We start from the raw sequence: 16951 nt of genomic DNA on the forward strand, positions 1-16951 counted from the left end.
TGATATTCTTTCCTCTTTCATTCTCCTTACATTTTCATTTTTTATCTTTATGAATATACTCACAATTACAATCAATAATTATTCTCTTTTTACTGTCTAATATTTTTATAAAATGAAGAATGGATATATTTAAAATAAAGCAAACTTCTACTAGTGTAGAAACACTCCATTTAACATCACCTCGTTCTAGACGAGAATAATGTTGTTGACTTATATTCATTTTCTTTGACATATTAATCCCTGTCAGTTTTTTAGCCTTCCTTATAGCTTTAACCTCGTTTCCTATTACATAATTAATATTCCAGCCATACATCTTAATTACCTAATCCAGGGATAAAGATAGAAATACTACAAATACAATTTCACTTAAGTTCAGTGTATCACCTAGCCTCACTCCCCAAATCAAACAAACAAATAAATAAATACCACAAAATAACAAACAAGATATCTATCAACAAAATAGCGCTCAAAAAAAAGATAAATTGCCACAACTTTTAATTAAATCGCCAAAAATGTTAAAATAGATCCTTATAATCAAAGTTATACTCACATTCATGTAAGTGACCTTGAAAAAATCAGTCTTTAACTAAGCTGTTTTACACAAAAATAACACTAAAAGATAAATAAATATCACTATTTGCCACCCTATGATAAATATAATTTCATTTATAAAAATAAAACCATAGACTGATCATTAATATTTATCATTACTATTTAACTAATTTAACTTGGATTAAAGTGAGTCTATTTACATGAAAGATTACTATTTTCATTTAAAAAACTTAACCCTATCTAATTACATTATGCTACTAACGAAAGACAGCGAAATACGAATAGAAACAAATAAATTTAAAAAATCAATAAACAAAAACAGTATTGCTATAATATCAAAAGATATAAAGTTCGATGTATATTTTTCTAATATAAACAAACCAACTTTACTTTATTTATCTTGTGATGTTCTTAGAGATGCGTTAAAAATAAACCTTGCCTCTAACCATCTTAGATTAAAAGAGAATGCACAGAGTATTGAAAATAATGTTTTAATAAAAAAGGCTCAACCAGAAGATATTCTATTATTTAATAAATTAAAAAGTAAATTTAACAATGAAATTGTCACGTCTGATAAAATAGAACATGAATATATATTAAAAATAGCATGTTTATTGAGCGGATTAGAAATAAATATGATGGGATTTATCTATGAGATGTATAATTCATCATATACAAATAAAATCACCAATATCATTAGTGAAGATTTAAGTTATGAGTGGACAATAAAAGATATTAGTAAAAGGCTATATATTGGAACATCATCTTTAAGAAAAAAACTCGAGGCTGAAAAAACAAGCTTTACTAAAATATTAACAAAAACAAGAATGGAACATGCTATAAATTTATTAACAACAACAAATTTAAATATCAATACTATATCAAATAAATTAGGGTATAAAACAACTTCATATTTTATAAAAAAATTTAAAGAATATTACAATACAACACCTAAAAAATTACTAAAAAATCATACTACAGGAACGAAATAATCTAATGAGCATATATTACATTTATCTTTCATATCGTTGATATTAAAAACTTCAATATCATAGCTATCTCTTTTTTTAGCCTTTAACTTTGGTAGCTCTCTAAAATAAATAACATTAGATAATATGAAATATTCATCCCATGTACCATAAAATGAAAATTTATAATACCTATCACCATTTGTAGAAACAAAGGTTTCATATTTATTAGTAAATTCAAAAAAGTTATATACAGCTAAAATGTTCTTAGTGGAGGTGGTTCTTTCATATCTATAATATACATTTAAATAAATTTCAGAACTATTTTTTATTAAGCTTTTTAATTTATCTATTTTATTTTTATTCTTAAAACCTAATCCCGTTCGAGCAACTTTAGCCTTAAGCTCAAAAGGAATATAAACATAAAAAACACTTTCCTCATTTTCAGAATGTAACAGACAAACAAAGCTCTCACTATTCATCAAACTCGGGAAAGTTAAATATCTGTATTGCGGTATATAATCAGTAAAATCCCAGTATGCACAGCTCCGGTAAGCGCTTGGTGTTATTTTAAAGTATCGTTTAAAAGCTCTTGAAAAGTTCTGTTGAGAATTAAATTGATAAACGATTGATATCTCTAACACAGAAAGATTTGTCAATCGTAATAAAGTTGCAGACAACGATAACCGTCTCGCGAGGATATACTTAGCAATCGTATTGCCAGTATAACTATAAAATAAATCTTGAAAATGCCTTTTACTGTATCCTGATTTTTTTATAACATCATCTTGAGATAAAGGACTATTTAAGTTTTCTTCTATCCAATCTAGGATAGTCTGCAAAATATTTTCTTTCAAAATTTAGCCTTACACTAGCTATAATATAGTAATATTTATTACATTAGCACAATAATTATTTTTATCATGCAAAATAAATAAAATAAATTACTAATTGAAGTATCTTTCACATATATTCCGTCATTGTGATAAAAAAGTGATTAAAATTTCGAGATTTTCCTAAAAAATCCGCTCTAGTGATACCTGACAGGAGCAGATAGCCAGGAGCTGATTGATAAACACAACTTAAGGGTAACAACGTGGTGCTGTATGTGGGTAATACTCTATGCTAAAGATAGAAAATAGCCCTTTTCAGCCCACTATTTTAGTGGGCTGTGTTTATCGAAACTATTTTATAAATTAAGTAATTTTATAAACTAATATAATTAATAAAATTTAAAAAAACCGTCACTATTAACATTTAATTATGATAAAAAAACAAATCCGTATATAATATACCACTGCATTAATATCAAAAATCAGTAATTATATAATTAAACCTAATTACTCATTATATTTTAACCATAAAATATAAAATATTTTAACAATCAATTATATTAAGTACATAAAATCCATATTAACTCACACTCTGAAAAGAATGAAATAAATAAGATATTAATAAGAATCACTCTTAATCTATTTATGAGATCTCTCTCTAAAGATAGGAAATTAACTTAGGATTAATAGCATAGAGATGATAGCATAAAAAATGCAATAAATTAGTTCTATAATTTACATGACTTTAGTTTAAATAAATTAAAAATTTTTAAATATATTGTCTTCAATTTATTAACAAGCAAGATAATACATATCTTCATTAATAATTATTTAAACGTACTATTCTAATGTTTAGATTAACGTTATCGAAAAAATTATTCTATTTCTGTCTGAGTTAAGACATTTTTATACTCGACGAGTAGCTACACAACAAAAATACTTTCAATAAAAGTGGGCGTACTATGAAAAGCATGTTTACGACTCGGGAGCTCCCTGACGTAGATCGGTTTTCCGTATTCAGGGATACAATAAAAGACCGCTTTTTATCGTCTTATGAATGCAATGAAGTCGAATTGCCTCCTCATTCTCGATTTTATGCCAATATTGTCGAGCAAAAGGTGACAAATATTCGCTTTATTCAGTTAGAGTCTAATGGACATTGGGCAAGTAGCCGTCCTTTGAGCCATAAACTGAGCTTAGAAGAACATTTTCAAATTGAGATACAGCGTTCAGGAACCAGCCATCTAACTCAAGATGGAAGAACCGCATTTCTGCGACAAGGCGACTTTTGTATTTTTGATATGGCAAGACCCGTATCTTGGTCTTTTGATAACGACTACTCGTTATTTAAGATCCTGATCCCAAGGGAGAAACTGGCATCACGTTTAGGTAATACCCAAAATCTTACTGCAAGGGCGATACGTGGTAATAGCATTACCGGCTCTCTCGTTTATAGTTTTGTGATGCGTTATATTCCATTCTTGGATTCAATGCCACCACAACATGCACAACAACTTGCTGATATTTTATTGAATTTAATTACCTCAGCCTTTAGCGAATTCAGTATTGCGACACCACCGCAAAGCTTAGGAAGATCAACACTGTTTTATTTTGCTCAGCACTATCTTGAGCAACATCTTTCTGATCCTGATCTCAGTGTGAATGAATGTGCTAATGCATGTGGGATCTCAGTACGCTATTTACAGATGTTATTTAAAGAACAAAATACCTCTGTACTTCGTTGGATCTACCAAAAACGTCTTGAGAATTATAAAGCGGCGTTAGTTAATCCACTTTTAGCAGAGAAAAATATTACCCAACTGGCTTATGAATGTGGATTTAGTGATATTTCTAATTTAAGTCGAAAATTTAAATCTGAATTTTTTATGACACCTTCAGAGTATCGAAAAATACATTCATTGAGATAAATAGATTAATTATCTCCCCCCTCTAGTTTCTATTTTGGAGGTTATTCTAGAGAGGGGAAATAAAAGTTATCACATCAACCGTAACGAAACTCAATGCCTAGTGTGCCACACGGATATTCCCATTTCTTTAAAATCGTCTCGCCACATAACACACGACAAGTACCGCACTCTAAACACCCCGCATAATCAAAAAGATATTGCCCTTTTTCATCTCTTTTATATAACCCTGCGGGACAAGCTTTCATTAAGATTTCAAATTGTGCAGGATCGATATCATCCTTTAAGACAATATGCGGATTTTCTTCATCCACATTAAATTTATTGACGCCTAATTTAACGTCTACGTTTACTTGACTCATAAAGAACGTACTCCTTTAAAGCCATCTTTAATTAAGTTCATCACACCGACTTTCTTAACTTGAGACAGTATTTTCTTACGTACTGGTTTTTCTGGACCATTAATCACGAATAAATCATGCATAACATTGGCTGCCATTTGCGGGTAATCCGTAAAGAATCTGGTGTTATCGAGGAAAGCAGGTAGATCTTTATATAGCTTCATATCTTTCATAACAAAACTGTCATTTAATAAAGATTGATAACAACTCAGCTCTTTTTGACTGTAGCTGTTTTGTTCTTTCGCCATTAATACCGCTTTTGCGGCAGCTTCGCCTGAAGCAATCGCCAGATCCATCCCTCTTACGGTATAACCCACATTGAGGCAAAAACCAGCAGCATCACCCGCCACTAATACACCATTTCTCACTAATTCAGATACCATATTCATGCCACCTTCTGGCACCATATGGGCTGAATATTCTAATAATTTGCCGTCTTTGATAAGCGGTGCAACAACAGGATGTTGTTTAAAATCTTCTAATAATTGAGGAACCGTTTTTTCGAACTTATCGACATTATGTAGCCCTAAAACTAGGCCTAAAGAAACGGTATTTTTATTGGTATATAAAAAACCACCACCTAAGTATCCCCCTGATGGTGCGCCCGCAAAAAGCCAAGCTAACCCTTCATCATTGGTGCAACCAAATCGGTCTTCCATTTGTTGAGGAGTAAATTCAAGTAATTCTTTAACACCAACAGCAACAGTATGAGGATTAACTTTCTGTGTCATACCTAATTGTTTTGCTAATAACGAGTTAACACCATCAGCAAGGATAACCACATGGGCTTCAATTTCATCATCACCCGCTTTAACGCCACATACTTTGCCATCTTTTACTAATACTTCATCGACACGAACGCCCGTGATCACTTGTGCGCCAGCATTTTCTGCTTTTTCCATTAACCACTGATCAAATGAAGAGCGCAATACAGTATAAGAGCGTGCAGCTTCCTCTTCTTGCTGAGTATGCTGATAATCTAACGTCACACCATCTGTCGGTGTTAACATGGAGATCTTTTCACGCGTAACAAGGCGCTCAACTGGGGCTTCTTCGGCAAAGTTGGGGATAATTTTTTCAAGGCTGTGTGCGTATAAACGTCCGCCCGTCATATTTTTACTGCCAGCGAAATTACCTCGCTCAACCACTAATACATCACATCCTGCTTGCGCTAAAACATAGGCAGCAGTACCACCAGCAAGTCCACCACCCACAATAATGGCGTCAAAAATATCGTCTGACATACTTTTCTATCCTTTTATTATGTGTGGTCGCTTAGCATACGTTCACTAAGCGACCGACGGGAATTAGCCGCCAAGTTTTGCTGTTAATGCAGGTAACACTTTGTAGAGGTCGCCGACAATCCCGTAGTCCACCATATTGAAGATAGGCGCATTTTTATCTTTGTTGATACCAACAATAATTTTTGCTCTATCTACACCGACCATATGTTGAATTTGTCCTGAAATACCGACAGCAACATATACATCCGCACCTAAGGTTACGCCTGAAACACCAATGTAACGGTCGTGTTCCATCCAGCCCTCGCCTTCTGCAATTGGACGTGAACAACCCACTTCACCTTGAAGGGCTTTCGCCAATGCTGACGCTAACGCAATATCATCCGCCTTACCAAAGCCACGTCCAACACCAACAACACAATGCGCTTTACCTAAATCAACGCTACTACCTTGTTTTGGCTTACGTGCTAACACTTTTAATGTATGTGCTGGGGCGATAAAGGCACCTTGCACCACTGATGCATTGGGCGCATCTGTAATGACCTCCACATCTAATGCACTACCAACGGTAGCAATAGCATAAGGTGAGCGAATTTCTGCTTTAGCATGTGCTAAACCACCATAAACTTGGTGTGTTGCGATCACGGTATTGTTTTCAACAGTCAGACTTAATGCATCACTGACAACACCCGCTTTTAACGTCACACCTAGGCGAGCCGCAATGGCTTTTGCTCGTTTTGATGATGCTAATAAAACCAATGCATTAGCACCTGCTTCTTTAATAATTTCAGCAAAAGAGGCCGCATAATCTTCAGTAATCACACCTTCTTGTGGCGCAAAGCAATAGACACAATCAGCGCCAAGGCTGACACATTCACGCGTGCTTTCATCATCACCGATAAATAACACATTCACTTTTTCGCCAAGACCACGAGCAAACGCTATCAGCTTCGCTAAATCATCCGCTTTCTCGGCATAAACAAAGGTAGTAGGTAGTAAACTAGCCATTTTTAATCTCCTTATTGATTAACCGCTTGGCGTAAATGCTCAGCAAACGTGGCAATATTTTCATCTGAATCACCTTCTAAAATAATACCAAGGCGATCAGTCTGTTCTGGTGCGCACACTTGTGTTTGCACTACTGTCAGTGCTGAAATATCAACACCAATATCGCCTAACCCAAGTTTCTCAACCGGCTTTTTATTCGCCGCTAAAATGGCTTTCATTGATGGTAATTTTGGGGTGTTAATGCTTGATGTCACACAGACAACGGCAGGTAATGTCAGCTCTAGCTCTTCAGTGATATTTTCTAGATCACGTTCAACAATGATTTTGTCACCTTCAACGGTGATTTTATTAACGGCATTAACACAAGGTAAGCCTAAGTACTCACCTACCGCTAAACCTGTTTGTTGAGCGTATAAGTCACCAGAACCTTCACCGAAAACTAATAAATCAAAACCCACTTTTTGTGCGGCTTGCGCAATAATATTGGCGGTATCTGTTGAATAAAGAGCATTGCAAGCATCATCAGCAACAAGTGTTAATGCATCAGGGCCACGCGATAAAATATCTTTTTTGATTTTCGCGTTTTCTACCATGGCACTTGTCCCCACACTTAATGCGGTTACGGTGCTATCCCCTATAGCCGAGGCAATTTCTACTGCGGTTTCAATTGCATTTAAATCATATAAACTAATTTTTAAACCCGCATTATCAGTTGCGAGTGTACGATCAGGCCGCGTTGTGATGTCTTGTTCGTCATGAACAACCTTACAGCAGGCAATAAGTTTCATAATTCACATTCTCCGTTTTGCTCAAGGGAGCAAATTAATAAAATCCCAATGTCATTACGCTAAAATATGTTTAGCGATCACCATGCGTTGCACTTCGCTTGTGCCTTCAAAAATTTCAGTGAGTTTTGCTTCACGCATTAGGCGTTCAACAGGATAAGATTTGGTGTAACCCATACCGCCGTGGAGTTGAACGGCTTTTTGAGTTACATAGGTTGCTGTTTCAGAAGCGTATAACTTGGCTTGTGCTGATTCGCGGGTATAAGGAAGCCCAGCAATTTTTGCCGCAGCTGCGCGATACACCAACATACGAGCACAATCTACGCGGGTAGCCATATCCACTAGCATCCATTGCACACCTTGGTTGGCTGCAATAGGTTTTCCAAATTGAATACGCTCTTTGGTGTAATCAATCGTGGCATCTAATGCACTTTGTGCGATACCTAACGCAATCGCTGAACAGCTTAAACGGCCACCATCTAAGGTTTCCATGGCAATACTAAAGCCTTTACCTTCAGCACCTAAACGTGCGCTAACAGGTACAACACAGTCACTAAAACTGACAGAACAGGTTTCAGAACCATTCATACCCATTTTTTCTTCTGGTAAACCAATGCTGATCCCTGGGTTATCACGCTCAACTAAGAATGCCGTGATCCCTTTAACGCCCGCACTTTTATCAGTCATGGCAAATACGATAAAGAATGCACCTTGAGGGGCTGCTGTGATCCACAATTTAGAGCCATTGATCACATAATTATCACCTTGACGAACTGCAGTTGTTTGTTGAGCTGCGGCATCACAACCCGCACTTGGTTCGGATAAACAGAAACAACCAATTTGTTCACCTGAAACCACTCCCGGTAAAATACGTGCTTTGGTTGCTTCATCAGCATATTTTTGAATAACAGGCCCAGTTAATGAACACTGTGACCCCATGATCATGGCGTGTGCAGCGCTGACTTTTGCCATTTCTTCTGTTGCTAATACATAGCTAATTGCATCAGCTTCTGTTCCACCATAATTTTCATCAATATTGAAACCAAAGAGTCCTAATTCAGCCATAGGTGCAACGCTTTCACTTGGAAAACGGTGTTCTTTATCAATTTCGCCAGCAATAGGCTTAATATCATTTTCAACAAACTCTCTGACCATATCGCGGATCAGGACTTGTTCTTCTGTTAGCTGAAAATCCATGTTTATCTTCCTCTGTGAATAGATAGGGGTATCTCTATGGCGTGCGATTTCACGTTTGTCGTCTTATCGCACGCATTAATCGGTTAACGTTATTGCTACATCGTCGCTATGGATGCAGGTAAGAAGGTGTACAGCAGCAACATAAACATCATGGCTAACAATGGGATAGCGAGAGTTAACGTTCCTACAGGGCCATAGCCCTCTTTATGGCTGACACCACAAACGCTAAAGACAGTAATAATCAATCCGTTAAATGGCGGAGTTGTACTCATTGATGCCATGGTGGCCACACGGTGTAAGGAGCCTTGATCAACCACAGTTGCAGGGAACATTGCAGCAATCATTGGCATAGCAATACTTAACGCACCGGAGCCTGAGCCACTGATAAACACCAAAGCGCCGACCGAAATTGCAGTCACAACAAGTGGATTCAGCCCCGATTGAGCAATCGCTTGGAATGATTCTTTGAACGCAGGTAAGGTCATCACTAATGCCCCAAACCCAACAATAACCGCCGTATTAAAGAGAGAGGTCACCCCTTCCATTGTTCCTGCAGCCAAATTAGGTACGAGCTTTTTCCAATCGAGATAGCGTAAATACACAATCAAGGCGGCGATAATGGCGCAGAATAGTGCGATAGCAGGGTCCCATTTCAGGATATTCAGCACGACCAGCAAAATAAGCATAGGGAGTAATGCAACGAGCACATTGGGTAATTGACGATCTTTTTTACCTTCCTCTGCCTTCGCTGTTTTTTCGTCTTCAACCCAGCCTTCACCTTTCGCTTTTACACGCTTAAATAACCAAGTGAGGTAAATGATCACTAAGGTGATTTGGAACAATGCTGTCAACATACCCGGTACTAAACCGGCCGTAGCTGACGTACCTAAGAACTTCATTGGGATAAGGTTTTGGATTTGTGGTGATCCCGGCATGATCATCACAAACGTACCTGCACCGGCAAAATAGACAGCAGGAATAAGTCTGCGAGGAAGATTGGCTTTGCGGAATAAACTCACCATCATCGAATAAACAGTAAACAGTGCAACAAACACTGAAACACCGCCGTAGGCTAAAATGGCACAAGCCGCAACTAATGAAGGAATAACGGCTCTTTCACCAAATTTACCAATAATAAAAGAGGCAACACTATCAGCAGCGCCACTGATAGCGGTTAATTTGCCAAAAATCGCACCTAGTACGAAAATGAAGAAGAAACTACCAAAATAGCCACCTAACCCACCGGTATACACTTGTAACAGTGCATCGACAGGATTAAGCATATCGGGTGATACAAGCCATGCAGTCACAGCAAGAAATAGGCTAGTGGTAAAGACAGAAATGAAGATATGTATGCCTTTCATACACATGATCATTAATATCGCTAGCCCAATGATTAAACAAATAATACCCATGATTGCCCCACTTATATGTGTTAGGGTTCAATTGACCTGTGCTATCCACACAGGTCTTTTGTGACTATTGATTAATGTTGTTAAGCAGAAAGCACATCAGCAAAAGTTTGCAGTGCCGTTCTAGCTTGTTCATACGTTTTAGTTTGCTGATCGATTTCGATAATGATGGAAGGAATGCCTTCTCTATCGAGGAATTTCTTCACTATCGGGGCATCGAATTCTTCAGGATCACAGAATTTTGTTAGCAAATAGACAACACCATCAGCACCTGTGTTTTTCACCATATCGGCAATTAAACGGCCGCGTTTTTTCTCTGGATCATATAAAAGTGAACACCCTTCAAGCTGGGCGATTTGCTCTGCCATTGCTTCATAAGGTGCGTTATTTTCTGGGATATCTTGACGGAACTGACGAGACTCATGTGCCACTTCATCTGCCACAATCGCCATCTTGTTATCAGCCAAAATTTGTAGAATAGAAGGGCTATCCGCAATAATGCCTGTCACAACAACTTTGTGTCCTTTCCAAGGTTCTGCAGATAAGGTTTTGCATTGTGCAACAATGGCTTCAACGGCTTTTGTATGTTCAACGACATCCATAAAATAACCACTTTTGATCACAGTATTACGACGTTGTGGCGTGATTAAGTTTGGATGAAGCGCAGCCATCTCTGAAAATTCACGTAACGCGGCACGACGCTGATTAAACAGATGGATCGCATTTTTTAGTGCATCATCTGTCACAGGCAGACCTGAAATTTCCCCTAATTGCAGTGCAATTTTTTTGTATTGTTCGGTTAAAAAAGCAATACCCGCTGCGGTTTTACGATTTTGTGGATGCACCAATTGGATAAAAGGCACTTGTGGCACACCGGCTTTCCAGTTTTGCCCTAAGCATTTTAAGGTGTCACACAAAGAAGGAATTATGGCTGCTGACAGCTTATTCAGCGCACCATCCAATCCCATCTCAAGTGAAGAAAGTGCCAATGCACAATAGAATGGCGGAAAATATTTCTTCGCTTCTGAGATCTCACGTCCTTCCGCGCCCCAAATGCCAAAAGGCACCATACCTGCCGCATAGACAATTTCATTCGGAGTATATTCAGGAAAACAACCAATCACCTTTTTGCCACTACGAATAAAACCTTCTAATTGCGCAACGGGGTTATCCACCACCGCTTGCAGCTCATCAAATCTATCCGTTAATGTTTTCATTAGATGTCTCCCTTTTTCATATCTGCTTTATTCGCAGCCATAATTTCTGTTAATGCTTCAACACGGGTGACATACTGCGCTTCAGAGAAAACACGAGGATCTGCTTGGTCGCCATCAAACGTCACCGTTGGGATCTTAAGTTCATGGCGAATACGGCGCTCAATTTCGGGCATAATGCCACTCCAGAGCTTACAACTGCGGTTAACGTGAATAATTGCACCATCAACTTTATTTTGACGGCTCACATCAATACGCATATCTGCCGCACGCTCAACAGAGACACAGTTAGGAACGTAAGAGTAAGCACGCATCATCTCGTCACTATTTTGATAAATCACACCAAATGCAGTGGCGTAAACAGTAGCGGTAACGTTGATACCTTGCTCTTTTAACGGGGTAGATGTGGCACGCAAATAAGGCCAGCAGGCGATACCTTCAAAGAGAACACGGTATTTTTCTTCACCGCGATAAGTCGATTTTTTCTCTTTGATGTTTTGTTCCATCTCTTCACACAGTTGCTCAAAAGCCAGTGCGGCTTCTAATTTACCGCGAGCACAAACAGCAACAGCCATGTGATTAAACAGATCAAAACCATTCATTGGAGACGGTTCATATTGGCAATATTCTGCGGCTTTTAGCCATGCACGCCCTGTGCGTTGTGAGATTTCACAAACTTCTTTAAATTTTTCTTCAGAGAAGACTTTGCCAGTGACTTTTTCAAGTTGTTTAATCGCATCATCAAATTGCGCTTGAACATACTTCACTGTCACGTCATCAGTGTCATAATCATTTTTATAAGGAATATCGATAAGGATCATTGGGATATTCAATTCGTATGCGATATTTTCATACCACTTGATCATGCAGTTACAGATATTGTTGCAGCACAGCAAGAAGTCAGGCTGAGGCATATCCATCTCTTCACACTGTTTAATATCCATGTAAGAGAGGCTGATCCGAGCATAAGCACAGATATCATTGGAATATCCCATGCTTTCTGCATGCTCACACATTTTTAAACCCGCGCCTTTTGCTGCAATCGCAGCAGCTTGGTTTTCGGGGTAAACGACACATAAACCTAATGTTTCAGCGATTTCTTGAGGGAAGTTAGAGGCACACCACCCTATTTTCTCACCGCTATTTTTAGCATCCCACGCACGCTGATAAGCATCAGCAGCGATTTTTTGCAGTCGTTTTTTCGCAGGAATATAATCCGGCGCATTCATATCTACATTGCTCATTTTGATGTTCCTATTGTTAACGCATCGTCTTCCAATTGATGGCGGTACGCTTCAAAGGCATAAATGGCGGCACCTATCGCCCCGTTGTATTGTGATAAAGGTGAGGTAGCGATAGAGGCGTTCAGCTCTTCGCTTACATAACGAACAACTTCAAAATTACTGGCAACACCGCCTGTCATCACGACAGGGGCTTCAACCCCCACTCGTTTTGCAAGACCAGCAATACGGCTAGCCACAGAGCGGTGAATACCATTAATCACGTCGGGTATTGTTTCGTTATTCGCGAGATGAGAAATGACTTCTGATTCAGAGAACACTGTACAGGTTGAGCTAATCGTGACTTTTTTAGTGGACTTAGCGCCCTCTTGAGCGAGATCAGAAATCTTGGTTTCTAATACTCTCGACATGACATCTAAAAAGCGTCCTGTACCGGCAGCGCACTTGTCATTCATCACAAAGTTTAATAAACGGCCCACACCATCCATATGAAGTGCTTTAACGTCTTGACCACCGATATCAATCACTGTTTTTACGCCCGGAAAAAGAAAGTGCGCGCCTTTGGCATGACAGCTCAGTTCGCTCACTTCTTTATTGGCTTCTTTCAGAGAATTACGGCCATATCCTGTTGCACAGATCCAACTGATCTGACTGAGGGAGCCACCAAACTGGCTTAATACTTCAGCGATCGCTTTTTCAGGCCCAGAAGTTCCTGCACCCACTGATGCCAGTGATTTAGCGACAATCGCGTCACCATTTTTCATGATGATGCATTTTGATGCAGACGATCCGATATCAACGCCCATTGTGAAAATGTCTTGTTGCATGCCTTTGCTCTCCTGAAAATTAAAAAAATAAGTGGATTATTCTTTCCACGTCATCACGTCTTTATTGGCTTCAAGGCTGGCAATTTCTTCTGCGCTATACCCTAATTCAGCTAATACAGACGGTGTGTCTTCACCTAACAAAGGACCACGACGATATTCAGGTAAGCCACTCTCTAAGAAATCAATTGGTGGACGAACTAAGGCTTTTTCACTGCCATTTTTGTACTTCATGCTGTAGAAGGTGTTAATTGCCCAAGCCTGTTTGTCTTCCAGTACCTCTTCCCAAGTTTGCGCAATACTGAATGGGATATCGTTTTTGGTGAAAATATCGGCCCACTCTGACGCTGTTTTTTGCTCAACTTGCTGCCAAATCAGGTCATATAATTCAGGGGAGCGATTATTTTTTGCCACTTCTTGTAGGCGTGTATAACGAGTGTCTTGCGCTAAATCTGGGCGACCAATACAAGAAATAAAGGTTGGATAGTAGGCGTCATAAACAGGCATACAGACTTGAATAAAACGGTCATCTTTTGTTTTATAAGCCAGAATAAATGGGCTGGTGGTATTACGACGATCGATTGGATACGGCTGACCATAATCTGGGTATTGTGCCGCTTGGATCATGATTGCTTGGGTATAAATTGAAGTATGCAGTAAGTTAGTTGAAACATACTCACCTTGACCAATATTTTTAGCGCGAATATAAGCAGCTAGCACACCAGACACTAAACCTAATGCACATTGGTGATCACCAAGGCCAGGGATCACGTTCATCGGCACTGTGCCTTTTTGGTACAGCGAACCTAAAATGCCGCCACGAGCAAAGAATGCCGTGTAGTCAAATCCGGGTAAGTCTTTATCTGGACCTTCATCACCATAGCCTGTCACGCTGGCGTAAACTAATTTTGGAAAGCGTTGTTTTAACGTTTCATAATCTAACCCTGCGCGTTCTCTTGCCCCAGGACGCCAGTTAGTTAAGAAAATGTCCGCTTTTTCTAGCAGCTCAAACAGAATTTTTTTCCCTGCTTCTGTTTTCGTATTCAACACGATGCCACGTTTATTGGCGTTTTCTAAATCAAAACTGGTATTTTCATGTTGATCTAACGGACGGCCTTCAGTCGGTGCGGTGTAACGTAAGTTATCACCACTTGGGGATTCAATTTTGATTACGTTCGCACCCATATCAGCTAAAATACGACCCGCTGCGGGTACGGCAATAAAGGTCGCCAACTCAACTACTGTGACGCCTTCTAGTGCTTTACGACTTGTCATTTTTTCTCCTAATTATTTTTAGACTTCATACTGCTGTTGTCAGAATGTGGATAAATCCTTTGTCACTTAACCCGCTACTTTGGTTTTTTCATCCTTGATTGAAACGCCATAACCCAATTGCAATTTCAGGGCTTGCACATCAATTTTTCCGCAAGGGGTATGAGGAAACTGCGTAAAGAAATGGAGTTCTTTGGGGATTTTGTAACGAGCTAGTCGCTCTTGTAGAAATGCACGTAATTCGCTTTCATTTAGGGTGCAGTCTTTTTGCACACAAATAGTGGCAATCACTTCCTCACCTAAATCGACAGAAGGAATGCCGAACGCTTTCGTTGCGTCAACACCGGGATATTCCGCAATGGCCTCTTCTATTTCACAAAGGCTAATATTTTCACCACCACGAACGACAATCTCTTTCATGCGATAGGCGTAGTGGTAATTTCCTTGTTCATCGACATAACCAATATCCCCTGTATGTAACCAACCTTCTTCGTCTAGAGCTTCCTTGGTTTTATCTGGGGCATTGTCATAACCCATCATCACATGGAAGCCTCGGGTACAAATTTCACCCAAAACGCCCACTGGCACAGGTTTAGCCGTTTTTGGACTAATGATTTTCATTTCAACAAAAGGTAATGGTTTACCGATAGAACTGCGTTTTATGGGTAATGCATCGTTTGGTAATGTTTGAGTACAACAAGGCGAAGCTTCTGTTTGTCCATAAGAGACGGTGATCCCTTTCATTCCTAGCGTATTTTCAATCTCATTAATTAACGCAGGAGGAAAACTTGCTCCGGCAATAATGCCTTTATCAAGACTAGATAAATCGTAGTGAGAAAACTGCTCGTGTTTCATTAAACGGCTAAAAATCGTTGGTACGCCATGCATAACGGTGCAACGATAGTCTTGGACGACGTTTAAAACATCTTCAGCACAATAGTTATCAAGAAGAACTAATTGGCATCCGGTTGTTAACGCAAAAAAGAGACAAGAAGAGAGCCCAAAGCAGTGGAACAGAGGAACCGCAAGACAAATGACATCGTTATGCGTTACGCCTAATCGCTGTGCTGACAGCATGGCATTATTAATCACATTATATTGGCTTAACATGACACCTTTAGGCATCGCTGTACTGCCTGAAGTCATTTGAATAGTCAGTAAATCTTTTACACTGACTTGTGAAATAGCCTGTTGATATTCTTTCTCTGATATTGTTTGGCTAATTGCTTTTAATTGAGATAATGAGACGCTTTTTTCTGCTGATTTATTTCCCATGCTAATAAATAACTGGGGTAATACATCCTTATTTTCAGTTACTTTTTTAGCAAGGCAATTAATCACTTCAATAAAGTCATTACTTTTAAACCCATCAGAAAAACATAAGGCTTTAATACCGGTTAATCGACATAAATCTAATAACTCTCTTTTTTTAAAATGAAAGTTAATACAAACAACAGGAACACCAATTTGAGCCGCAGCAAGAAAACAAATTATCCACTCTTTACTATTAGCAGACCAAATACCTAAACGATCACCTTTTTTTAAACCAATCGCTAAAAAACCACGCGCAACATTTTCTACTTCTTGTTGTAATTGTTGCCAAGAAAGTGTCTTTTTACTTTGGCTTTCAATCAAGGCTATTTGTGAAGCATATTGCTTTACAATATTGTTTAGACATTCTTTAACTGTCGTTTCTAATAAGGTCATAAATACCTACTCAACCGCTTTTTTGCTGGTGTTTACGTCTGTAATGACCTTATTCTGAGTAGGGGAAATTATTCATTCTTGGTAAATAACGAACTGTTTTTCGTCATTTGAATAGTCTGAGAGAGATTTGTGATTGGGGTCTAGATTTGATGAGTTAAATATAATTTGTAATTGAAGATGAATTAATAACAATGAAATAAATTTGAAACTAAGGCGTTATAAAGGTGTTATTTTTAAAAATAAAAGAGAGTGTGATTTTATTTAAATAATAAAATCACTCTCTTTAATATAAATAGCCTCATCTCTCTTTAAGGTATAAACAAATCTTATCAATAATTATTGGCGTGATAATTTAAATTAAAATAATATAA

At 38.3% G+C, this 16951-nt stretch carries 15 protein-coding genes; 2 read left to right on the top strand and 13 right to left on the bottom strand.

What is annotated here, in order from left to right; genetic code table 11:
- Positions 1-34: 34 nt before the first annotated feature.
- Positions 35-313 (bottom strand): helix-turn-helix domain-containing protein, encoded by a 279-nt coding sequence (locus H1225_RS13375; RefSeq protein ID WP_161724113.1) that lies wholly within the window; start codon positions 311-313, stop codon positions 35-37.
- A gap of 439 nt (positions 314-752) precedes the next feature.
- Here H1225_RS13375 and H1225_RS13380 point away from each other — a divergent pair, with 439 nt between their 5' ends.
- Entirely contained in the window at positions 753-1544 is a 792-nt protein-coding gene (locus H1225_RS13380) for a helix-turn-helix transcriptional regulator (protein ID WP_161707267.1), read from the top strand.
- Here the strand turns inward: H1225_RS13380 and H1225_RS13385 are convergent.
- Complete coding sequence (locus tag H1225_RS13385; RefSeq protein ID WP_161707266.1) at positions 1523-2377, bottom strand: helix-turn-helix domain-containing protein; 855 nt, start codon at positions 2375-2377, stop codon at positions 1523-1525. The genes H1225_RS13380 and H1225_RS13385 overlap by 22 nt on opposite strands.
- A gap of 938 nt (positions 2378-3315) precedes the next feature.
- On the opposite strand from H1225_RS13385, the gene H1225_RS13390 reads away from it, so the two are divergent.
- The gene (locus H1225_RS13390; protein WP_006536178.1) at positions 3316-4281 is read left to right on the top strand and encodes a helix-turn-helix domain-containing protein; all 966 of its coding nucleotides are present in this window, start codon (positions 3316-3318) and stop codon (positions 4279-4281) included.
- 74 nt (positions 4282-4355) lie between these two features.
- Here H1225_RS13390 and H1225_RS13395 read toward each other — a convergent pair whose 3' ends face one another.
- From H1225_RS13395 to H1225_RS13445, 11 genes are all read right to left on the bottom strand, one after another.
- Positions 4356-4640: a ferredoxin family protein gene (locus H1225_RS13395; RefSeq protein ID WP_006536179.1), complete on the bottom strand. Its 285-nt coding sequence runs from the start codon at positions 4638-4640 to the stop codon at positions 4356-4358.
- The gene (locus tag H1225_RS13400; protein ID WP_239739161.1) at positions 4637-5923 is read right to left on the bottom strand and encodes an FAD-dependent oxidoreductase; all 1287 of its coding nucleotides are present in this window, start codon (positions 5921-5923) and stop codon (positions 4637-4639) included. The genes H1225_RS13395 and H1225_RS13400 overlap by 4 nt, the downstream gene beginning before the upstream one ends.
- Positions 5924-5986: 63 nt before the next feature.
- Positions 5987-6928 carry an FAD-binding protein gene (locus H1225_RS13405; RefSeq protein WP_239739163.1) on the bottom strand — a complete coding sequence of 314 codons (942 nt, stop codon included), beginning with the start codon at positions 6926-6928 and terminating at the stop codon, positions 5987-5989.
- An 11-nt stretch (positions 6929-6939) separates the two neighbouring features.
- Positions 6940-7716, bottom strand: coding sequence for a putative electron transfer flavoprotein FixA (gene fixA / locus H1225_RS13410; RefSeq protein ID WP_161670879.1), 777 nt, complete (start codon positions 7714-7716; stop codon positions 6940-6942).
- Positions 7717-7770: 54 nt separating this feature from the next.
- A complete protein-coding gene (locus H1225_RS13415; RefSeq protein ID WP_109848194.1) occupies positions 7771-8910 on the bottom strand; it encodes an acyl-CoA dehydrogenase family protein in 1140 nt (379 codons plus the stop codon).
- A gap of 95 nt (positions 8911-9005) precedes the next feature.
- Positions 9006-10325 carry a GntP family permease gene (locus H1225_RS13420; protein ID WP_006536187.1) on the bottom strand — a complete coding sequence of 440 codons (1320 nt, stop codon included), beginning with the start codon at positions 10323-10325 and terminating at the stop codon, positions 9006-9008.
- Positions 10326-10405: 80 nt separating this feature from the next.
- The gene (locus H1225_RS13425; protein WP_109848193.1) at positions 10406-11539 is read right to left on the bottom strand and encodes a 2-hydroxyacyl-CoA dehydratase subunit D; all 1134 of its coding nucleotides are present in this window, start codon (positions 11537-11539) and stop codon (positions 10406-10408) included.
- Positions 11539-12780 carry a 2-hydroxyacyl-CoA dehydratase subunit D gene (locus H1225_RS13430; protein ID WP_109400051.1) on the bottom strand — a complete coding sequence of 414 codons (1242 nt, stop codon included), beginning with the start codon at positions 12778-12780 and terminating at the stop codon, positions 11539-11541. Before H1225_RS13430 ends, H1225_RS13425 begins: the two co-directional genes overlap by 1 nt.
- On the bottom strand, positions 12777-13604 hold the full coding sequence (locus H1225_RS13435; protein ID WP_072064401.1) for an acyl-CoA dehydratase activase: 828 nt from the start codon (positions 13602-13604) through the stop codon (positions 12777-12779). Before H1225_RS13435 ends, H1225_RS13430 begins: the two co-directional genes overlap by 4 nt.
- A gap of 36 nt (positions 13605-13640) precedes the next feature.
- Positions 13641-14876 carry a CaiB/BaiF CoA transferase family protein gene (locus H1225_RS13440; RefSeq protein ID WP_006536191.1) on the bottom strand — a complete coding sequence of 412 codons (1236 nt, stop codon included), beginning with the start codon at positions 14874-14876 and terminating at the stop codon, positions 13641-13643.
- Between the two features lie 66 nt (positions 14877-14942).
- Complete coding sequence (locus H1225_RS13445; protein WP_109848192.1) at positions 14943-16580, bottom strand: AMP-binding protein; 1638 nt, start codon at positions 16578-16580, stop codon at positions 14943-14945.
- Positions 16581-16951 lie beyond the last annotated feature (371 nt).

The sequence above is a fragment of the Proteus penneri genome (genome assembly GCF_022369495.1).
Classification (GTDB): Bacteria; Pseudomonadota; Gammaproteobacteria; order Enterobacterales; family Enterobacteriaceae; genus Proteus; species Proteus penneri.